This is a genomic window from Micromonospora sp. NPDC048835 (genome assembly GCF_040649995.1).
In the GTDB taxonomy this organism is placed as follows: Bacteria; Actinomycetota; Actinomycetes; order Mycobacteriales; family Micromonosporaceae; genus Micromonospora.
This window is the reverse complement of record NZ_JBEZGM010000006.1, coordinates 97484-116363: the sequence shown is the minus strand read 5'-3', so window position 1 is coordinate 116363 and position 18880 is coordinate 97484. Positions and strand designations below refer to the sequence as shown.

The following is an 18880-nucleotide window of genomic DNA, read 5'->3' as shown; positions in this document are numbered from 1 at the left end:
CAGGGGAGAGGCACCAGTGCTCCAGGTTTTCCGATACTGGCTCACGCGCTACCGGCGTACCTGGCGGGGCTCCATCGTGATCAACGTGTTGAACCCGTTGCTGTTCCTCATCGGCATCGGCGCCGGCCTGGGCGCCCTCGTCGACGACAACGCGCCGGCCCAGATCACCGGCGTCTCCTATGCGGCGTTCTTCGCCCCGGGCATGCTGGCCGCCGCCGCGATGCAGAACGCGTACCTGGAAGCGGCCGGAGGGGTCGCTCGCGCCGCTGGCTTCGGGTCGTACCGCAGTGCCACACCGACACCGCTGAGGCCCGAGCAGCTCGCCGCCGGGCACCTGCTCTTCATCACCTTCCGGGTGCTCATCGCCAGCGGCGCCTTCATCGCGGTGATGGCCGCGTTCGGGCTGGTCGAGGGCGCGTGGGCCCTCGGCGCCCTGCTCGGCGCGACGCTGACCGGGGTCGCGTTCGCCGCACCCGCCGCCGCGTGGGCGGTCGGCGTGCGCAAGCTGCGCCACATCGACACGGTGTTCCGCTTCGTCATCATGCCGCTCTACATGTTCTCCGGCACGTTCTTCGCCGTCTCGCAGCTACCCGAGTGGATCCGACCGGTGTCCTACCTGCTGCCGCTCTGGCACGGGGTGGAACTGTGCCGCACGCTGAGCCTCGGCACGGCGACGGTCACCGGCAGCTCCGTGCACATCGCGTACCTGCTGACGCTCGCGATCGGCGGCTTCCTGGTCGCCCGGGTCACCTACCGCCGGCGGTTGCACCCGTGACGACACCCGTCCAGAGCCTCGGGGAGACACCATGACCACCGTCGCCGTACCCGCCTGGACGACACGCCGGGCCCTGGCGCTCGTCGAACGCAACTTGATGATCTACCGCCGGTCGGTGACGCCGCTGCTCAACGCGCTCGTCGAACCGATCCTGTACCTGCTGTCGATCGGCGTCGGCGTCGGGATGCTGGTCGGCACGGTCCCCGGCGTCGACGTCCCGTACGCCGCGTACGTGGCCCCGGCGATCCTGGCGACCACGGCGATGAACACGGCGTTCAACCAGACCAGCTTCGGTGTCTTCATCCGGATGAGGGTCGAGAAGACCTACGAGGCAGTGCTGCCGACCCCGCTCTCCGTCACCGACATCGCCGTCGGCGAGGTGACCAGCGCGATGATCAACGGTTTGTTGACGTCGATCGGTTTCCTCGCCGTCATGACGGCCGGTGGGCTGGTCACCTCGGCCTGGGTGCTGCTGGCCCTACCGGCGTCGGTGCTGATCTCGTACGCGTTCGCCGCCGGCGGGCTGGCCGTCACGACGTACCTGCGGGACTTTCCCGACTTCCAGTACATCCAGCTGTTCATGCTGCCGATGTATCTCTTCGCGACGACGTTCTACCCGCTCTCGGTCTACCCGGAGGCGGTGCGGCCCCTGATCCAGGCGCTGCCGCTCTATCACAGCATCGAACTGGTCCGGGAACCCGCGCTGGGCCACCTGAGCTGGGACCTGCTGATCCCGGTGGTCTACCTCCTCGCGTTCGGGTCGATCGCGATGTACGTCGCCACCCGCCGAATGACCCGGGCGATGCTGCGCTGAACCGCGATCCCGCGCGTCAGCGCCGGGCCGCGATGGTCTCGAGCACCGCGCGGACGGGGGTCGGGCGGTGGCCGATGACTGCCGCGAGCGTCGGGTCGGTCACCGCGAACTCTCCCTCCCGTGCCGCGCGGTAGAGGCCGAGGGTGAAGTCGGCCGCCGCCGGGGGCATGCCTCCCTCGATGGCGGACGCCCGCCACGTGTCGTCATCGACGACGACGCGTTCGACGGTGCGGCCCACGATGTCGCTGAGAATGGCGGCCACCTGGTCGAGGTCGAGCATCTCCGACGCGGTGAGCGGTGCCGTGACCCCGTCGAGCAGGCCCTCCTCGGTCAGGGCGACGGCGGCGGCCTCGGCCAGGTCGGCGTGCGCGGTCCAGGACACCGGGCCGTCCGCCGGGGCCACGAGCTGCCCGGTCTCCAGCGCCGTACCGACGGAGAAACCGAGCGTGCTCGCGTAGAACCCATTGCGCAGCGCGGTGAAGGGAACCCCGAGCCCGGCCAGGTGCTCCTCGGTCGCGGCATGGATGGGTTGGGCGGCGAAGAGCGAGTCGGGGGACGCGGCCTGGTGGCTGGTGTAGAGGATGCGCTTGGCCCCGGCGGCGTGCGCGGCGTTGACGGCGGCACGGTTCGCGACGATCGCGCCGTCGCCGCGGATGGAGGCGGAGACGACGAGGACCTTGTCGGCGCCCTCGAAGGCGTGCGCCAGCGTGGCCGGGTCGGTGAAGTCTGCGGCGCGCACCCGCACACCACGCTCGGCGAGGTTGGCGGCCTTGTCGGGGTCGCGCACGCTCACCCCCACGGCGTCAGGTGGCAGCCGGTCGAGCAGCCGTTCGACGATCTGGGAGCCGAGCTGACCAGTGGCACCGGTGACGACGATCACGAGGAACACCCCTCTGTTAGCGGCGATACGTTTGGAACGTTAGCACTGATATTCCACGGTTAACAAAGCGCTGTTAGCATTGATTCATGGTGACGACGCCGGACACCGCATCCCGCGACGACCTCCGTGCGGGCATCGTCGCGGCGGCAACCCAACTGCTGCGCGAGAGCGGCGCGGTCGCGGTGACGACACGCGCCGTCGCCCAGGCCGCAGGCGTGCAGGCGCCGACCATCTACCGCCTGTTCGGTGACAAGGACGGCCTCATCGACGCCGTAGCCGAGCACGTGATGGCCGCCTACGTCAGCGGCAAGTCGGTCGCGGCGGACGCCGCGCCGGACGACCCGGTCGCCGACCTACGCGCCGGATGGCACACGCACGTCGAGTTCGGCCTGACGAACCCCGAGTTGTACGCGTTGATCGCCACCCGGGGGAGCAGCGCACCCTCACCGGCGACGGTCGCGGGCCTGGACGTGCTCCGTCGCCGTGTGCGACGACTCGCCGCGGCCGGCCTCCTGCGCGTCGACGAGGAGCGCGCCCTTTTGATGATCCACTCTGCGGGCAACGGAACGATCCTCACCCTGCTGGGCACCCCCGCCGACCAGCGCGACGTCGGGCTGAGCGAGGCCATGCTCGACGCCGTCCTCACCAGCATCCTGGCGACCACTCCGGCAACTGTCGACACGAGCACGAGCACTGTCGCGGTGACCTTCGCGACGGTGCTGCCCGACCTTCCCGGGCTCACCGACGCCGAACGCGCACTGATGGCAGAGTGGCTGCACCGCTCGCTGACGCACCCGGAACCGTGACGACGTGGCGGGAAAACAGGTCGACGGGATCGCGCCGGCGCTATAGCTTGCGGGTGACCGCGACACCGCCCGAGGAGGTGAGACCCATGAACGTTGCAGCGATGTGGGTGCTCCCCCTTGCCGTCACGGTCGGGCGATCGACGTAGGTGTCGCCGGGAGTGCCCCGCCAACACGGCACTCCCGAAAGGCCACACCCATGCATCCTTCGACCGTTCCCGCCGACCCGACGTCGACCGATCCGGTCCGGCGCGATCCCAGCAAGCTCCCATCGCCGACCGCCGACGCCGGTCGCCGATACGACGTGATCATCGCTGGCTGCGGGCCGACCGGCGCGATGCTCGCCGCCGAACTTCGCCTGCACGACGTACGGGTCCTCGTCGTCGAGAAGGAGACCGCGCCGACGTCGTTCGCCCGCATCGTCGGCCTGCACATCCGCAGTCTCGAACTGATGGCGATGCGCGGCCTGCTGGAGCGCGTCCTCCCGCACGGCAGACGGCGTCCGGCCGGCGCCTACTTCGCCGCCATCGCCAAGCCCGCGCCCAGCGGGGTGGACTCCCGGTACGCCTACCTGCTGGGCATCCCACAGCCGGTCATCGAACGTCTGCTCGCAGAACACGCGACCGAACTGGGCGCGCGGGTTCTGCGTGGCCGCGCCGTCACCGGGCTCCAGCAGGACGACGACGGTGTCACCGTCGAGTTGTCCGACGGGGAACAACTGCGTACCCGTTATCTCGTCGGCTGTGACGGCGGGCGCAGCACGGTGCGCAAACTGCTCGGCGTCGCCTTCCCCGGCGAGCCCGCCCGGACCGAGACCCTGATGGGCGAGATGGAGGTGGGCGTGCCGCAGGCGGAGATCGCGGCCACGACGACCGCCGTGGGTCAGACCCACAAGCCATTCTGGGTACGGCCGGCGGGCGGTGGCTTCTACAGCGTGCTGGTCCCCGCCGCGGGGCTCAGCGACCGTTCGGAACCGCCTACCATCGCCGACTTCCGCGACCAGTTGCGGGCCATCGCCGGAACCGACTTCGGTGTGCACTCGCCGCGCTGGCTGTCCCGCTTCGGCGACGCCACCCGGCTCGCCGAACGGTACCGGGTCGGGCGGGTGCTGTTGGCCGGCGACGCCGCCCACGTCCATCCTCCCATCGGCGGACAGGGCCTCAACCTGGGCATCCAGGACGCGGTCAACCTGGGGTGGAAACTGGCCGCGCAGGTCCGCGGCTGGGCACCGGCGACACTGCTGGACACCTACCAGGCCGAGCGCCATCCGGTCGCCGCGCAGGTGCTGGACAACACCCGGGCGCAGACGGAGCTGCTGTCCGCCGAACCGGGCGCACAGGCCGTGCGAAGGCTGTTCACTGAGCTGATGGACTTCGACGAGGTGAACCTCCACCTCCTTGCGAAGATCACCGCCATCGGCATCCGCTACGACTTCGGCGCGGACCCCGACCTGGTCGGTCGCCGCCTGCCCGACGTCGACGTGACACAGGGCCACCTCTACGGTCTGCTGCACGGCGGGCGTGGTCTCCTGCTGGACCGCACCGAACGCCTGACCGTCGGCGGCTGGTCGGACCGGGTCGACCAGCTCGCGGATTCCGCCGCCGACCTGGACGTGCCGGGCGTCCTGCTCCGGCCGGACGGTCACGTCGCCTGGGTCGGCGACGACCAGCGGGACCTGGACGCGCATCTGCTCCGCTGGTTCGGCAGACCCGCCCACTGATCTCGCCGACCTGTCAGGTGCCGTGTCGACGTGCCGCTACGTCGACACGGCACCTCATCGGCCTCGGCGTCTGGCCGGGCCGCCCGTGGTTTCCGCGCCACCGCACGGCGTCCGGCCTTGAGCTGCCGTCCTGAGCGGCGACCGGCAGGTGGCGGAGGATCTCGCCCAGACCGTGCTGGCCGATGCGTACCGGCACTGGAAGCGGGTGCGCGCGGCGGCAGACCCCGAAGCGTACGTACGCCGCATGCTGGTGAACGCGCACCTGAGCTGGCGTCGTCGGCGTTGGACGACGGAGCGGCCCGCCGACCTGCGTCAGGAGACCGGTGCCACGGTCGCCGACCCGGCCGACGCAGTCGCCGCCCGGGACCAGATGCGGGTGCTGCTGAGCGGGCTCGCCCCGCGCGCCCGCACAGTGCTCGTCCTGCGCTACTACGCCGACCTGGACGACGCGGCGATCGCCGCGGCCATGGGGGTCAGCGAGAGCTCGGTGCGGGCCACCGCCTCGCGTGCCCTGGCGAGGCTGCGCGGGCCCGCGTCCATCGACGCACGGAGGGAGACCCGATGAACCAGTCGACCGAGCGCGAGCTGCGCGAGCTGTTCGCCGCCGAGGCCGCCGACGCCCCCGACGAGCTGGCCGTGGCCGCCGCGGCGGTGCGCAGGGTCCGCCGCAGGCGCCGGACCCTGGCGGCTGCGGCGGCCTTGACCGCGGTGATCGTCGCGGCGGGTGTGTACGGCGTCTACCGGCCGGCCCCGACGCCGCAGGCGCAGCCGCCGGTCACTCCCTCGTCCGCACCGGCCGCCTCGGAATCGGCGGACGAACTGCCGGCCGGGGTCAAGCCGGGCGATCCGCTCACCTCCGGCGCGACGCAGTGCGCCAAGCCGTACTCCCCGAAGACGCTCGCCGAGCAGGCCTTCGCCTTCGACGGCACCGTGACCGGCATCGGGCCGGGACGAACCGGGCGCGGTGAGCATCCCCCGCTGGACCTGCGATCGGTGACATTCCAGGTGCACACCTGGTTCACGGGCGGCTCCGCCGGCACCGCCGTGGTGGACATCTCGCCACCCGCCGCGGGGGCCGAGACGGGCGATGCCACGTCCGAGCATGCCCCCGCCTATCAGGTCGGCACGCGGTTGCTCGTGTCTGGCATGCCCCGCTGGGGTGGCGCACCGCTCGCCGACCCGATCGCGTGGACCTGCGGTTTCACCCGGTACTACAGCCCATCGATGGCGGCCGAGTGGGCCACCGCGACGAGATGAGCGACGCGCCGGCGGGCCCACAGGGCGGCCGGGCTGGTGGTTCGCGGACTCCCTCAGCCCTCGCGTGGATCGTCATCGGAAGCGGCAAGGTCGCTGAGAATCGGGCGTAGGCGGTCGGCCAGGGTCGGGTCCGTACGAGTGAGTTCCGCGCTCAGGGCCGCCACGGCGGCCGACAGCGCGCGACGCAACTCGGTCTCCTCCAGGGAGCGGACCAGTGTCGTTTCGAGGGGACCGGTGATGGTCGGGGGTAGGAGATGGGCACCCTTGGCGTAGCTGGTGGGGTGGCGCAGACGTTGGCAGGCGAGCGCGATCGTCTGGGTTCGCAGCGCGCTGATCCAGTGCTCCGCCTGCCAGTACCTGCCGCGCTCGATGCTGATCCGCGCGTGCAGTGCGTGGTGCCAGGCCAGGCCGGCGATCACGTCGTAGCCACCCGGCATGACCGGCTGCGGCGGTGCGGATCGCCCGAACACGAGTCGCCACTTCGGGCCGCGCGGCCCGAAGTCACCTTCCGGGCTGAACGCGAGGTCGACCTCCAGGCCCTGCGGAAGTAGGAACACCCGGTAGATGGCAGGCCCGGACGGCAGGTCCCAGTGATGGACGGCGGCGAAGTCCCGGTACAGGTGTCGCGTCCACCGGTGCATCACGGCGTCGAGTGGTTCGCTGACCGCGAAGGCCAGATCGATGTCTGACCAGCGGTCCTCGTCGTCGGTGGCGTGGGAGCCGGTGATCGCGGCGGCGACGACAGCGGGGTCGTGGTCGGCGAGGTCCAGGAGCCGCCGCCGGACCAGATCACGTTCCGTTCTGGAGAACACCGGCTCAGGCTGCTCGTCGACAGAGACTCCCGCAACCCCGGTGCGACCTCCAGGGCTTTGTCAACGCCCGTGATGACCGCGGGCCCGTCACCCCCGGCGCCGGGGGTGACGGGCCCATCGGCGAGCTGTTCTACCCGAGACAGTTGGCGACGGCCGTAAGGTTCTGAGCCGTGGTTCCCCGGTTGGAGCCTCGTACCGCCCAGCCGTTGCCCGACGCGAACGAGTCGGTGAGGAAGATGTCGAACCCGGAAGTCTGTCCGCCTCCTCCGGTGATGACCGTGCCGGCGGGGCAGGTGGCGAAGGAGATATTGTTCGCCCCCGCCAACACTGTTACGGGAGTACCTGTCGTTTGAGACAGTGCAGTCATCCCGGACGGCTTCTTACTCGCGGCGGGGCTGGTGTCAGCCGCGTTCGCCCCGCTCAGAGGAACGACCAGCAGAAGACCGCTGACCGATATTGCCGCTGCGCTGTTGATGAACAACTTCTTCTTCTGCACGCCTGGTACTCCCATCGATTGCCGAGCACGAGAGACATTCGACCGAACGGTCCGCAGCAGGCTACTAACATTCAGTGATCAAGCGCAGTGATGAACTTCGATTTCCAGATGGATCAAAGTTCGACGCATGACCCCGGCCGGCAACAAAGACGTGACAGGTCTCGACCCTCCACCCGCTCACCGATGTGGGCACCCGGGCCGGATCCGGCGCCAGCAACAGATCCACCCCGTCGCAGCGGAAGCCCGAGAGTCGATGTGCGACCTCGCGTCCAGATAGGCCCCAACTCCACGCACGGCGCAGACGACGGACCGGCCTGTGGAGAACGCCGGCTCAGGCTGCACTTCGACAGAGTCTCCCGCAGCCCCGCTGCGACCTCAGCCCGATTAACGACTTACTGGTAACACTAATCCAGTAATTACCCTCTACATTTCGGGCAAACCGACCATGCACCATAATGACAGTTCTTGTGCGTAAGGATTTACGCTGGTGTACGCGTCTGGGTTGTTAGGCGCGCACACATCGAGCGGGAAACTCAGGTGGCCTCTCCGGGCGGCACCGACGACGGCCCCGATTGGAGGTAGTCCAGTGCGCGGCGCAGCGCCTCAGGGCTGTCCCGGAAGTGCCCAAGTGCCGAGTTGCATCCGTTGCAGAGGAGCCCTCGAACGGTGTTGGTGCCGTGGCAGTGATCCACGACCAACCGGAACGCCTGGGCGGAGGGCTTACCGTCCTTCCGAGGGCGACCGGCGAGAGTTGCCGCGAGGTCATCCTCATGGATGCCGCAGATGGCGCATCGAAACCCTTGCCGTGACCTCAGTTCATCGTAGAACGGCTCGGTGATCCGGTACTTGCTCCAGAGATTCATCGCTCGATTGGAGCCCGGTCGGGAATCCCTACTGGCCTGATTCACACGACGGGAGTAGTCGCGGCACGGTTGGCAGGAGAGCATGGTGCGACCGGTCGCGCCGACGAAGGACTCGGCCGGCCGAAGCTGCTTGCACCGATGGCAGGTCTTTGACTCGTTCACGATCCTCGCACCCTGGCAGCTTGAGTGGCGATGCCGGCATCCGAAGCGCTGGATGGCCTGACTACGAGCGGCCGTACGCGGCCCGGGCCTGGGTCACCTCGGCGGCCTCGCGTTCACGCCACCGGCGCTGTGCCTCCCGGTTGCACGTTCGGCAGACCCGACGGTACCGGCCGGTCGCCGGGTCGAGCTCACGGTCGTGGCCGTTGCGGCACCGCGGCGCCTGGTTCCGGCGGCGGCCGGCTTCGGCACGGCTGAGCTGACGTAGGTGCGTCGGCTCGATACAGTCGGCGGCGCCGCAGGACTGGTCGACGTCGAGGGCGGGGTCGTACCCGCCGAGGAAGACGACGTACGCGGCGATGTGCGCCCACGCCCGGCCCGCGACCTTCTGGTGCACCCCGCGTCGCTGCCCGTAGCCGACGACGACCAGGCAGCCGGTCTCGGTGCGGTGTGAGCGCTCCAGCAGGTAGGCGCGAAGCGACTCCTCGGTGTGGTAGCGGGACAGACCCTTCACGGCGGAGAGCACCGTGTCACCGTACCCACGTCACGCTCCATCGTCGATTGACGCTGACACGACGGCGCGGCTGTTCGGCGAGTGGCCGCGCTCCGACCTGTGGGCGGTCGTGCGGTCGGCGGTGACCATGGTGTACACGCCCAGGCCGAGGCGGGGTCAGCGCGAGCGCGGCTGCCACGAAGGTGGCCGTCCGGGGACGGGCGGCAGCCTTGGGTGTCGGTAGCTGAGCCTCACACTTCAGCGTCAGTCGACCGGGCCGACTGTGCCGATCGGTGTGCGCGTACGGCCGTGGATGACATGGCGGCCAGGTGCGGACGCGTCGGCAACCAGATGGTCCCCATGCCGAGTTGCTCGTTCATCGCGGCGAGTTGGTGCTCGTAGCCAAGGTCCGCGGCCGTGCGTACGCCGCGGACGATGACCGTGGCGCCTCGGCGTCGGCAGTAGGCAGCGGTCAGGCCGGTCCAGGTGTCCACTTCGACGTTGTCCCAGGCTGCCGGAATGGCATCGCGCACCTGCACGGCCCTGGCCGTAGCCCCGGCGGTTGGTTGCTTGTCGGCGTTCACCGACAGCAACACGATGACCCGGTCGAACATCACCCGAGCGCGGGCCACCAGGTCGCGGTGTCCCGGGGTGAACGGATCGAACGTGCCTGGATAAACCGCCAACGAAACGCGCACGGACACCACCCCACGACTCGATGTTGCAGTCACCACGACCCCGACCCCAATGCCACGATCGTCGGTGATCTTCTCAGGATGCTGGTGCGGCTCAGGTGACGACGAGGAGGTCCAGGGCGTCAACCACGGGTCCGGTCGCACGTTGCGCTGCCCTGCGCAGTCGGGCCAGACCTGCGGCGTACTCGTCGTCGCTTATCAGTTGCAGAGGGGTGTGTGCCTCGCGGCGCAGCGCCGCCGCAGCCTCGCGTAGTGAGGCTGCGGTTACCTGCGGGACCTGTTCGAGGCCGACGGTGATGAACCCGGCGGCAGTGAGGGCTGCTTCGACATCGGCCACGCTGGGGTAGGTGTCGAGCACCCGGATGGCTTCGGTGAAGTAACGGAACAGGGTGATGGCGTGGTGTCGGCCGGCGAACGCGGAGCGGATCAGCACCGGGCCGCCGGGGCGGACGACCCTGCGTACCTCTCGGGCTGCACGGTTCAGGTCCGGCACGTGGTGGATGACCGTGGAGATCCAGGCGGCGTCGACGCTGCCGTCGTCGAGCGGGATGCGCTCGGCGTCGCCATGCAGGACAGGCTGGTACATCGAGCGGGCACGCATCGCCTCGGAGGGCTCGACTGCGGTGACCTCGACGTCGTACCAGTCGATGAAGGCTCGCGCCCACATTCCGGTGCCCGAGCCGAGGTCGAGTAATCGCATGCCCGCATGGGGGTCAAGGTGCCGGGTCACGGCTTCCCGCCAGGCCGAGAGCCCGTCGTCGGTGAGGTGACGGGTCGCCTCGAACGCCGCGGCGTCCGCGTTGCCGTACGCGATTCGAGCCATGCCTTGACCCCACCGTCCAGGTACCCGAGGGCGCAAGGGTGCAGGGGTGTGACTAACCGCCCAGGCTGACGGCCCGTGATGGCCTTGGACTTTGACACGTCGGTGACGGCCCCAGCCTCACAGCCTTCCTCCTGGTGCCCAGAGGTTGCGGTCCAGCGTGGGTCCACGTTCCAGGAATCAGGCAACAGCTGGTCGCAGAGGGCGCACGCGTAGTCGTCGCCTTTGACGATGTTCACGCAGTAGCAGTCCGGGCAGCGGCGGAATACAAACGTCGCCGTGAACGAATCTGGGTGCCCAATTCCCATGTCATCGAGGGCTGCGGCTACCGCCGTCCAGCATGACGGATCAGGGCAGTATCCGGTCGACTGGTTGCTGATCTCGCCCACTTTCACGCCGGCAGGATGCTGAACGAAGGTGATCTCACCGGCGGCGAGCACCTCACCTCCGCCGGCGCACGCCACGTGCTCACTACGCCGTGGGGCCAGACGGAGAATGCCGTGCGGGTCGACCACATAGGTAAATGGCTCGGTGTGGTCCCGTGGCTCGGCACCAGCGAGCCAGCTTCTGACGTCCTCGATGGAGCGAACGCACTGTCCGTCTGAGCCCGTCCGGCGTACTGCAGCAGCTATGTCCGCAGGCCCAACGTATCGGAACCGGTACCCATCAGCGACCACGGCCCGACCGTATCGGCCCAGGGTTGATGGCCGCACCGAATTCTCCACCTGTCCCGCTGTTGAAGCTCGCCATACGATTGCCACCCACGTCGCGGAGGTCTGGAGCGTGACCGAGCTGTACCCGCCAATCGAGCCGTACGACGCGGGCGTGCTCGACGTAGGCGACGGCAACCTCGTGTACTGGGAGGTGTGCGGCAATCCGGCCGGAAAGCCGGCGCTTGTCGTGCACGGCGGGCCCGGATCCGGTTGTGGGACCGGCTGGCGCCGGTACTTTGATCCGGACCGGTACCGGGTCGTCCTGTTCGATCAGCGAGGTTGCGGTCGCAGCACTCCACACGCGAGCGAGCCGGCGACCGACATGCGGCACAACACGACCTGGCACCTGGTCGCCGACATGGAGCGGCTACGCGAGCGCCTTGGCATCGACCGCTGGCTGCTGCACGGCGGTTCCTGGGGCTCCACGCTCCTCTTGGCCTACGCGCAGCAGTTCCCCCGGCGGGTGTCCGAAATCGTGATCGTCGCCGTCACCATGACGCGACGCGCCGACGTCGACTGGCTCTATCGGGGCGTCGGCCGGTTCTTCCCCGAGCAGTGGGAGCGGTTTCTTGACGGCGCGCCGGGCACACCCCGCGACGGGGACGTCGTCGCCGCGTACGCCGGCCTCATGGAACACCCCGACCCCTCCGTGCGAGAGAGAGCCACGATCGACTGGTGCGCCTGGGAAGACGTGGTCCTGTCCGGAGAGACCGGCGGCGCGAGCAATCCGTACGGCGACCGCCCCTCCTCGGCTCGGCTGGCCTTCGTGCGCATCTGCGCGCACTACTTCTCCCACGGGGCGTGGCTGGAGGAAGGCGCACTGCTGCGCGATGCCAGGCAGTTGGTCGGTATCCCCGGCGTCCTCATCCACGGCCGACTCGACCTCGGCGCGCCGCTGCAGACAGCGTGGGATCTGCACCGTGCCTGGCCCGACTCGACGTTGACGGTGGTGGAGGGCGCAGGACACCTCGGCACCACCGAGACGCGGGAACACGTTCTTCGCGCCCTCGACCGATTCGCAGGTGCTGCGGACGTACGCACGTCACGCGCCATCGTCGACTGACGCTGACACGACGGCGCGGCTGCTCGGCGAGGGGTCGCGCTCCGACCGGTCGGCGGTCGTGCTGTCGGCAGCGCGCTTCGCGCGGTCGGCGGTGGCCATGGCGTACACACCCGAGCCCAGGCGGGTCAGCGCGAGCCCGGCTGCCAGGACGACCACGGCGCGGATGGTGTGCCCGACGTCCGGGGCCCACAACTGGAGTTTCGCCAGCCCGGCGCCCTGCCAGAGGGAGGGCGCCTGCCAGCCGGCTCCGGCCGCCACCGCGGCGCAGGCACCGACCCAGGCGGTGGTGGCGGCGACCGTCCGGCCCCGGGAGCGCGGTGGCGCGACCGCGTTCCGCCGCCTCCGCAGGATGCGGACCCAGGACCAGGCCAGGAGAGCGAACAGCACCGCGGCGACGCCGAGGAGCCCGACCAGGGCCCAGACGTGCATCGGGTCTTCGGTGACGGTCGCGGGTGTGCCGCCGTGCAGGATGCGGGCGAGGTTGAACGCACCTGCGGCGAGCGGCGCGTCCATCTGCAGGCCGTAGACGTTCGTCATGATGATCACGGCGAGGTTCGAGTCGGGTGCCAGCACGATGTGGGTGAAGAAGTCCGGGGTGGCGCCGGCGTGCCAGACGATGCGGGTGCCGACGCCGTCCAGGGTGCTGTTCTTCCAGCCGAACCCGTAGCTGCCGTGACCGGTGGAGACGGTGCCGGTCTGCATCTGTTGCGTGCGCTGCGGCCCGAGGACCCGGCTCTCGCCGTAGCGGCCGCCGTTGAGCTGCGCGATGGCGTAGTGGGACAGGTCGTCGAGACTGGCGGCGAGGAAACCGTAGGGCACCCCCGCGGTGTCGAACGGCGCGGTGAAGCGGTGCGGACGGCCGAAGTGGTACCGGTGCCCGGCCGGGATGCCGACAGCTCGGGCCTCGTCGGCGGTGGCCGCGGAGTGCGTCATCCGGAGCGGATCGAGCACGTGCCGGCGGAGGTAGCCGCCGAAGGTGTCGCCGGTGACGTGCTCGACGAGCGCGCCGAGGATCATGTAGTTGGCGTCGCTGTACTGGTAGGTCTCTGCGACGGCGGCGGTGGGCCGCACGCTGGCCAGGTCCCGTACGGATCGGGCCAGCGCGCCGGGGCGGTTGTCGTAGCGGTCGGTCAGGTCGGTGCTCCACACCTGCGGCAGGCCGCTGGTGTGGGTCAGCAGGTGCCGGACGGTGACCGTCCGGGTGGTGTCCGGGTTGCCCAGTCGCAGCCACGGGAGGTAGGTGGACGCGGTGGTGTCGAGGTCGACCCGGCCGGCCTCGACCAGTTGCGTCACCGCCAGCGCGGTGAACGACTTGCTCGTGGACCCGAGCAGGAACGGGGTCTGCGGGGTGACCGCTCGGCCGTCCCCGTCGACGCCCCACGCGCCGCGCTGGAGCACCTCGTCGCCACGGATGACCGCGTACGCCAGCCCGGGTGCGTTGACCTGCTCCTGGTAGGTGCGCAGGTAGCGTTCGCCGGCGGCGAGGTCGTCGACGGTCGCGGGGCTGGCCGCGACCGGGGCGGCAAGCGTGGCCGTCACCAGCATGCAGCCGGTCACGCCGACGAGCCGTCGGGTCTGCGTCCGGGCGTACGTCCAGGTGCTCATGGGGTGCGTCCCTCTCGTCGGTGGGCCGTCAGCCGATCTGGCTCAGGAGCTTTTCCAGTGCCGCCAGGCGCTGCCGGACCTCGCCGAGTTCTTCCCGCACCCCCCTGATCTCCTGCGCCGTGGCCTGGGCGCCGGTCGCACCGCGCTCGGCCAGCACCCGGTAGCCCTCCTCCCGAGCTGCCGCGTACCGGGCGCGGTAGATGGCGGTCCCGATGAGACCGCCGACCACGATCACCGCCGTCACGATCACCGCCACGGCGATGGTGGAGGTCTGCGCGATGTCCAACGCCACCTGGTGGGTCATTGCTCACTTCTCCTGTTCTGCGCCGGGCCCCGGGCCGGTCAGGTTCCGGGCGGCCAGCGCGATCGTCTCCAGGTCCAGGGCGACGGCGAACGGCACCGCCTGGACATACTTCACCGAACTGCCGTCCGGTGCCGTCACCAGTTCGCCGGTGACGAGGCCGGCCGCTTCCAATTTCTGCAGGTGCATGTAGAGCAGCGGTCGGTTCATCTGCAGTTGCCGCGCCAGCTCGCTGACGTAGGTGCGCTGCCGGGCCACGGCGGCCAGGATTCGCAACCGGTGCGGGCTGGCCAACGCGGCCAGCAGTGACACGAGTTCGTCACCGGTCGGCGGGGTGCCGCTCATCCTGGTTTCCCTCCTCAGCGGGAGCGTCAGATTTCTCTGACACCCCGTGTCACAAAAGTCTGACAGGGAGGGGAGTGGACGTCAACCGTCCGATCGGGGTGGGCCGATCACCGAGCCCAGTGCGGTAGCCAGACCCCGGTGGCGGGTGCCTGCGCGCGTCGGAAGCCCAGATAGTCGCGAAGTGTGCGCAGCGCGGGATGCGGGTTGTCGTCGCGCCAGATGAGCGAGAGGGGGTAGATCGGCGCGGGGTCGCGCACCGGTACGCGCCGCAGGTCGTAGCTGTCCGGCCACAGGTAACGGGTGCGCTCGCCCGCGAGGGTCGCCAGCTCCGCCGAGTCGGCGATCTCGGCCAGCAGCACCTCGTTGCCGAAGACCGGCCCGACCAGGTCGATGGTGAGGCCGAACGCGGCGGCGAGTGCGTCGTAGTAGTCGGCCCACTCGGTCCCGGGAGCCAGGCCGGGCATCCAGATGCGGTGTTCGGCGAGCTGTGCGGGCGTGACGCTGCGGGCGTTGGCGAGCGCGTGGCGTGGGCCGACGAGCAGCTCGTGGTGCTCGTCGATCACCCGCGCGGTCCGGATCGCCGCCGGCAGGTGGCGTACGGCGACGGTGACGGCGTGGAAGGTGGCGTCGACGGTGCCCGCCTCGACGGCGGCGGTCGCGGCGTGCACGTCGGCGTCGAGGGTGACGACGTCGAGCTCGATGCGGGGGTACGCCCGGTGGAAGTCCTGCAACAGCACCGCCGGTGCGATCCGTCGGCTGTGCACGTCGACCCGCAGCGCCCGTCGGCCGGGGCGTACCGAGGCGTCGGCGCGGGCCTCGGCGCGGAGCAGTTCCCGGGCGTGCGGGAGGAACGTCTGACCGTCGACGGTCAGGTGGGTGCCGCGAGCCGTGCGGGTGAACAGTCGTACACCGAGGTCTTTCTCCAGCGCGGCGACGCGCTTGGAGACGGCCTGCTGGGTGATCGACAGCGCGACCGCGGCGTCCTGGAACTGGCCGGCGTCGGCGGCGACGACGAAGGTGCGGACGGCGTCGAGATTCACCCGGCGAACCCTACTGACACAACTCCTGGTTGTGACTCGCCGCTCACCGGGTTGTTTGATCTCTGGTCACCGGGCTTGCTGTGATCGCGACGGTCAACGGCGGGTTGTCGGGAGCGGGAGGTGTGGGTGTGTCCACGAGGCGATCCCTGGGACGGCGGTTCGGTTGGTTGTGGGCGTCGTACGCGGTCAGCGCCTACGGCTCGGGGCTGGGTTTCGGGGCGTTGCCGTTGATCGCCGTGCTGGTGCTCCACGCCAGCCCCGCCCAGGTGTCCGTGCTGGCCGCGCTGGGGCCGGCGGTGGGCGCGCTGCTCGCGGTGCCGCTCGGGCCGTGGGTGGAGTTCCACCGCAAGCGGCGGGTGATGGTCGCGATGGACCTGGCCCGGTTCGCGGTCCTGCTGACTGTCCCCGTCGCGTACGCGCTGGGCCGGCTCAGCTTCGGGCAGTTGCTTGTCGTCTCGGCCGTGCTCGCCACCGCCAGGATCGCCTTCGCCGCGGCCAGCGGCGCCCTGCTGAAGTCTCTCGTCCGGCCGGACGACCTGCTGGTGGCCAATGCGCGGTTCGAGTCGACGACCTGGAGCGCGATTGCGATCGGGCCGCCGCTGGGCGGCGCGGCGGTGGGACTCTTCGGGCCGGTCGTCACCGTCGTGGCCGACGCGCTGAGCTACCTGCTCTCCGCGTTGGGCCTCACCGCCATGCGGGGCTACGAGGACCGCCCCCGGCGCGTCGGCGCGGGCCGGGTCCGGGCCGGGGACCTGCTCGACGGCTGGCGACACCTGCTGACCCACCCCGGCCTGCGGGCGCTCTACCTCAACCAGTTGCTCGTCGCCGGGCTGATCATGGCCACCGAGCCGTTGTTGGCCGTGCTCCTGCTCGGCGAGCTGGGCTTTCCGCCGTGGCAGTACGGCCTCGCCTTCGCCGTGCCCTGCGTCGGCGGGCTCATCGGGTCGCGCCTGGCCCGTCGGGTGGTGGCACGCCACGGTCAACACCGGATCATCCGCACCGTGGGCGCGCTGCGCGCGATCTGGTTGATCGGCCTCGCCTTCGTCCAGCCCGGTGTGGTCGGTCTCGCCACGGTGATCGCCGTCGAACTGGCGATCATCATCAGCATGAGCCTCTACAACCCGTTGCTCGCCACCTACCGCCTGGAACAGACTCCGCAGGATCGCGTCGTCCGCACCCTCTCTGCCTGGTCGATCGGCAGCAGCGCCACCATCGCCGTCCTCAGCGCGCTCGGTGGGTTGCTTGCGCAGGCCACCAGCCCACGCACGGCGATCACGGTCGCCGGCCTGCTGATCCTCGCGAGCCCGCTGCTGCTGCCCCGACGCCCGGACACCGTTCGACCGGCACCCGAGCGCGCCGAGCGGATCTCGACGATCGCGTGATGTTCCAGCCGACCTTCCCGATCCGCACCGCGCGGCTCACCCTGCGCCCGGTGACGATCGACGACCTCGACGATGTGTACGCGTATCAGCGCCGGCCCGACGTGGTGCGGTGGATGCTCGGCGCGGAGCCGCGTACCCGTGCGCAGTCGCGGGCGTCGGTGCTGGCCATGGCGGGCGAGGACGCGTGGCGCGCGGAGGGCGACTGCCTGACGGTGGCCGCCGTCACCGACGCCGGGGTGATCGGCATCGTGGAGTTGGTGTGGCGTAGCCGGCTGGAGCGTACCGCCGAACAGCGCCTCGGCCCGGCTGATGGCGCGACTGGGCATGCGGCAGGAGGCCCGCCATGTCGAGAGTTACCTGTTCAACGGGGAGTGGGCCGACCAACTCGTCTTCGCGGTGCTGGCGCGCGAGTGGCAGACCGGGACCCGCACGCCGCCGTCATGATCGTCCAGCACGGCGACGTGCGGGTCGTGTCCACACCTCAGGCCTGGCGGCCGAGCCACTCCCGGTAGCTGGTGGGCGCGATGACGGCGTCGGCGGAGCCGGTGAGCACGTCGCCGGACACGGCGGCGAACATGCCGGAGCTGTCGTCGGTGGTCACGGTGCGCTGGTCACCGCGGGCGGCCAGGGTGATCCGCCCCAACTCGTCGAGGGCGAAGACGTCCGGCCCGGCGACGTTGCGCACGCCCTTGAGCGGGGCGCCCATGCTGACCTCGGCGACGGCCTGCGCCACGTCGGCGGCGGCCATCGGCTGCACCGGGGTGCTGGGCAGCCGGACGGTGGTGTCGTCGGCCGTCCAGGACATGATCGCCTCGACGAACTCGAAGAACTGGGTGGCGCGGACGATCGAGTACGGAACGGGACCGGCCGTGAGGATGTCCTCCTGGAGGGTCTTGGCGCGGTAGTAGTCCAGGCCGGGCACCTGGTCGACGCCGACGATGGAGAGGATCACCGCGTGGCCGACGCCCGCGCGAGCGGCGGCGGCCAGCAGGTTGTCCATGGTCGTCTGGAAGAAGGCGGGGGAGGCCTCGTCGAAGGTCGGCGAGTTCGTCAGGTTGACCACGACCTCAGCCCCGGCGAGCCCGTCGGCCAGGCCCTGCCCGGTGAGCAGGTCCACTCCGGTGGACGGCGAGAGCGGCACCGCGTCGTGCCCCGCGGCCTGCAGGATCTTGACGACCTGCGACCCGATGAGGCCGGTTCCGCCCAGTACGGCGATCTTCATGCCCATGCACCTTCCCGTGACTGTGTGGTCCGACCGTCAGCGGTCAACCGAAACTCGGACCTTCCTTGTCCGAGAACTATACTCGGACACAATGAGTCCGAGTAACGGGGTGACTAGGGTGACGTCATGAAGATGTCCGGCGGGGTGGAGTGGGCCCTGCACTGCTGCGTGGTGCTCACCGCCAGCCACACGCCTGTTCCGGCGGCCAAGCTCGCGGAACTGCACGACGTCTCCAGCAGCTACCTCGCCAAGCAGCTCCAGTCGCTGGCCCGCGCCGGCCTGATCCACTCGGTGCAGGGCAAGTCGGGTGGCTACGTGCTGACCCGCGCGCCGGAGAGCATCACCCTGCTCGACGTGGTCCGCGCCGTCGACGGCCCCGGCCCGAGCTTCGTCTGCACCGAGATCCGCCAGCGCGGCCCCTTCGCGACCCCGGCCGACGCCTGCACCACACCGTGCCCGGTCGCCCGCGCCATGTGGTCGGCCGAGGACGCGTGGCGGCAGGCCCTCGCCGCGATCACCATCGCCGATCTCGCCCGCGACGTCGACGCCACCTCCGGCCCCGAGGCCCTGGTCGGCATCCAGGCATGGTTGGGCGGCGGAGCCGGCTGACCAGCGGAGCCGG

22 protein-coding genes are annotated in these 18880 nt (G+C 70.2%); 10 read left to right on the top strand and 12 right to left on the bottom strand.

Annotation, left to right across the window (positions count from 1 at the left end):
- Positions 1 to 16: 16 nt before the first annotated feature.
- The gene (locus AB0C15_RS09825) at positions 17 to 775 is read left to right on the top strand and encodes an ABC transporter permease (protein WP_357350559.1); all 759 of its coding nucleotides are present in this window, start codon (positions 17 to 19) and stop codon (positions 773 to 775) included.
- 31 nt (positions 776 to 806) lie between these two features.
- Positions 807 to 1589 (top strand): ABC transporter permease, encoded by a 783-nt coding sequence (locus AB0C15_RS09820; protein WP_357350557.1) that lies wholly within the window; start codon positions 807 to 809, stop codon positions 1587 to 1589.
- Between the two features lie 16 nt (positions 1590 to 1605).
- Here AB0C15_RS09820 and AB0C15_RS09815 read toward each other — a convergent pair whose 3' ends face one another.
- Positions 1606 to 2469 (bottom strand): NmrA family NAD(P)-binding protein, encoded by an 864-nt coding sequence (locus tag AB0C15_RS09815; protein ID WP_357350555.1) that lies wholly within the window; start codon positions 2467 to 2469, stop codon positions 1606 to 1608.
- 86 nt (positions 2470 to 2555) lie between these two features.
- Between AB0C15_RS09815 and AB0C15_RS09810 the strand changes: the two genes are divergently transcribed.
- The 4 genes from AB0C15_RS09810 to AB0C15_RS09795 all read left to right on the top strand — a co-directional run bounded on the left by AB0C15_RS09810 (position 2556) and on the right by AB0C15_RS09795 (position 6249).
- Complete coding sequence (locus tag AB0C15_RS09810) at positions 2556 to 3275, top strand: TetR/AcrR family transcriptional regulator (RefSeq protein ID WP_357350553.1); 720 nt, start codon at positions 2556 to 2558, stop codon at positions 3273 to 3275.
- A 196-nt stretch (positions 3276 to 3471) separates the two neighbouring features.
- Entirely contained in the window at positions 3472 to 4992 is a 1521-nt protein-coding gene (locus AB0C15_RS09805) for an FAD-dependent monooxygenase (RefSeq protein WP_357350551.1), read from the top strand.
- A 130-nt stretch (positions 4993 to 5122) separates the two neighbouring features.
- Positions 5123 to 5557, top strand: a complete 435-nt coding sequence (locus AB0C15_RS09800; protein ID WP_357350841.1) for a sigma-70 family RNA polymerase sigma factor — start codon at positions 5123 to 5125, stop codon at positions 5555 to 5557.
- Positions 5554 to 6249: a hypothetical protein gene (locus AB0C15_RS09795; RefSeq protein ID WP_357350549.1), complete on the top strand. Its 696-nt coding sequence runs from the start codon at positions 5554 to 5556 to the stop codon at positions 6247 to 6249. The genes AB0C15_RS09800 and AB0C15_RS09795 overlap by 4 nt, the downstream gene beginning before the upstream one ends.
- Positions 6250 to 6302: 53 nt before the next feature.
- Here AB0C15_RS09795 and AB0C15_RS09790 read toward each other — a convergent pair whose 3' ends face one another.
- The 6 genes from AB0C15_RS09790 to AB0C15_RS09765 all read right to left on the bottom strand — a co-directional run bounded on the left by AB0C15_RS09790 (position 6303) and on the right by AB0C15_RS09765 (position 10590).
- A complete protein-coding gene (locus tag AB0C15_RS09790; protein WP_357350547.1) occupies positions 6303 to 7061 on the bottom strand; it encodes a nucleotidyltransferase domain-containing protein in 759 nt (252 codons plus the stop codon).
- Between the two features lie 130 nt (positions 7062 to 7191).
- Positions 7192 to 7557 carry a hypothetical protein gene (locus AB0C15_RS09785; protein ID WP_357350545.1) on the bottom strand — a complete coding sequence of 122 codons (366 nt, stop codon included), beginning with the start codon at positions 7555 to 7557 and terminating at the stop codon, positions 7192 to 7194.
- Positions 7558 to 8090: 533 nt separating this feature from the next.
- Positions 8091 to 8420, bottom strand: a complete 330-nt coding sequence (locus AB0C15_RS09780; protein WP_357350543.1) for an endonuclease VII domain-containing protein — start codon at positions 8418 to 8420, stop codon at positions 8091 to 8093.
- A gap of 223 nt (positions 8421 to 8643) precedes the next feature.
- Positions 8644 to 9105 carry an HNH endonuclease gene (locus tag AB0C15_RS09775; protein WP_357350541.1) on the bottom strand — a complete coding sequence of 154 codons (462 nt, stop codon included), beginning with the start codon at positions 9103 to 9105 and terminating at the stop codon, positions 8644 to 8646.
- A gap of 218 nt (positions 9106 to 9323) precedes the next feature.
- Positions 9324 to 9893 carry a pantetheine-phosphate adenylyltransferase gene (gene coaD, locus AB0C15_RS09770; protein ID WP_357350539.1) on the bottom strand — a complete coding sequence of 190 codons (570 nt, stop codon included), beginning with the start codon at positions 9891 to 9893 and terminating at the stop codon, positions 9324 to 9326.
- Positions 9862 to 10590: a class I SAM-dependent methyltransferase gene (locus tag AB0C15_RS09765; protein WP_357350537.1), complete on the bottom strand. Its 729-nt coding sequence runs from the start codon at positions 10588 to 10590 to the stop codon at positions 9862 to 9864. Before AB0C15_RS09765 ends, coaD begins: the two co-directional genes overlap by 32 nt.
- A gap of 780 nt (positions 10591 to 11370) precedes the next feature.
- Between AB0C15_RS09765 and pip the strand changes: the two genes are divergently transcribed.
- Complete coding sequence (gene pip / locus AB0C15_RS09760; RefSeq protein WP_357350535.1) at positions 11371 to 12363, top strand: prolyl aminopeptidase; 993 nt, start codon at positions 11371 to 11373, stop codon at positions 12361 to 12363.
- Here the strand turns inward: pip and AB0C15_RS09755 are convergent.
- From AB0C15_RS09755 to AB0C15_RS09740, 4 genes are all read right to left on the bottom strand, one after another.
- Positions 12343 to 13968 carry a serine hydrolase domain-containing protein gene (locus AB0C15_RS09755; protein WP_357350533.1) on the bottom strand — a complete coding sequence of 542 codons (1626 nt, stop codon included), beginning with the start codon at positions 13966 to 13968 and terminating at the stop codon, positions 12343 to 12345. The two genes, pip and AB0C15_RS09755, sit on opposite strands and share 21 nt — an antisense overlap.
- 28 nt (positions 13969 to 13996) lie before the next feature.
- Entirely contained in the window at positions 13997 to 14272 is a 276-nt protein-coding gene (locus AB0C15_RS09750) for a hypothetical protein (RefSeq protein WP_357350531.1), read from the bottom strand.
- Positions 14273 to 14275: 3 nt separating this feature from the next.
- On the bottom strand, positions 14276 to 14614 hold the full coding sequence (locus AB0C15_RS09745; protein ID WP_357350529.1) for a winged helix-turn-helix domain-containing protein: 339 nt from the start codon (positions 14612 to 14614) through the stop codon (positions 14276 to 14278).
- Between the two features lie 107 nt (positions 14615 to 14721).
- The gene (locus tag AB0C15_RS09740; RefSeq protein ID WP_357350527.1) at positions 14722 to 15654 is read right to left on the bottom strand and encodes a LysR family transcriptional regulator; all 933 of its coding nucleotides are present in this window, start codon (positions 15652 to 15654) and stop codon (positions 14722 to 14724) included.
- Positions 15655 to 15782: 128 nt separating this feature from the next.
- Between AB0C15_RS09740 and AB0C15_RS09735 the strand changes: the two genes are divergently transcribed.
- A complete protein-coding gene (locus tag AB0C15_RS09735) occupies positions 15783 to 17036 on the top strand; it encodes an MFS transporter (RefSeq protein WP_357350526.1) in 1254 nt (417 codons plus the stop codon).
- A complete protein-coding gene (locus tag AB0C15_RS09730) occupies positions 17036 to 17548 on the top strand; it encodes a GNAT family N-acetyltransferase (protein ID WP_357350524.1) in 513 nt (170 codons plus the stop codon). The genes AB0C15_RS09735 and AB0C15_RS09730 overlap by 1 nt, the downstream gene beginning before the upstream one ends.
- Here the strand turns inward: AB0C15_RS09730 and AB0C15_RS09725 are convergent.
- On the bottom strand, positions 17518 to 18258 hold the full coding sequence (locus AB0C15_RS09725; protein ID WP_357350522.1) for an NAD(P)H-binding protein: 741 nt from the start codon (positions 18256 to 18258) through the stop codon (positions 17518 to 17520). The two genes, AB0C15_RS09730 and AB0C15_RS09725, sit on opposite strands and share 31 nt — an antisense overlap.
- 126 nt (positions 18259 to 18384) lie before the next feature.
- On the opposite strand from AB0C15_RS09725, the gene AB0C15_RS09720 reads away from it, so the two are divergent.
- Complete coding sequence (locus AB0C15_RS09720; RefSeq protein WP_357350520.1) at positions 18385 to 18867, top strand: Rrf2 family transcriptional regulator; 483 nt, start codon at positions 18385 to 18387, stop codon at positions 18865 to 18867.
- The last annotated feature ends 13 nt before the right edge of the window (positions 18868 to 18880 follow it).

Bases quoted from the DNA above. Each gene is read 5' to 3' on its own strand.
- AB0C15_RS09805 (WP_357350551.1), top strand. From the start codon at position 3,472: ATGCATCCTTCGACCGTTCCCGCCGACCCGACGTCGACCGATCCGGTC.
- AB0C15_RS09755 (WP_357350533.1), bottom strand. From the start codon at position 13,968: ATGAGCACCTGGACGTACGCCCGGACGCAGACCCGACGGCTCGTCGGC.
- AB0C15_RS09765 (WP_357350537.1), bottom strand. From the start codon at position 10,590: ATGGCTCGAATCGCGTACGGCAACGCGGACGCCGCGGCGTTCGAGGCG.
- AB0C15_RS09795 (WP_357350549.1), top strand. From the start codon at position 5,554: ATGAACCAGTCGACCGAGCGCGAGCTGCGCGAGCTGTTCGCCGCCGAG.
- AB0C15_RS09730 (WP_357350524.1), top strand. From the start codon at position 17,036: ATGTTCCAGCCGACCTTCCCGATCCGCACCGCGCGGCTCACCCTGCGC.
- AB0C15_RS09745 (WP_357350529.1), bottom strand. From the start codon at position 14,614: ATGAGCGGCACCCCGCCGACCGGTGACGAACTCGTGTCACTGCTGGCC.
- AB0C15_RS09750 (WP_357350531.1), bottom strand. From the start codon at position 14,272: ATGACCCACCAGGTGGCGTTGGACATCGCGCAGACCTCCACCATCGCC.
- AB0C15_RS09810 (WP_357350553.1), top strand. From the start codon at position 2,556: ATGGTGACGACGCCGGACACCGCATCCCGCGACGACCTCCGTGCGGGC.
- AB0C15_RS09725 (WP_357350522.1), bottom strand. From the start codon at position 18,258: ATGAAGATCGCCGTACTGGGCGGAACCGGCCTCATCGGGTCGCAGGTC.
- AB0C15_RS09780 (WP_357350543.1), bottom strand. From the start codon at position 8,420: ATGAATCTCTGGAGCAAGTACCGGATCACCGAGCCGTTCTACGATGAA.
- AB0C15_RS09720 (WP_357350520.1), top strand. From the start codon at position 18,385: ATGAAGATGTCCGGCGGGGTGGAGTGGGCCCTGCACTGCTGCGTGGTG.
- AB0C15_RS09820 (WP_357350557.1), top strand. From the start codon at position 807: ATGACCACCGTCGCCGTACCCGCCTGGACGACACGCCGGGCCCTGGCG.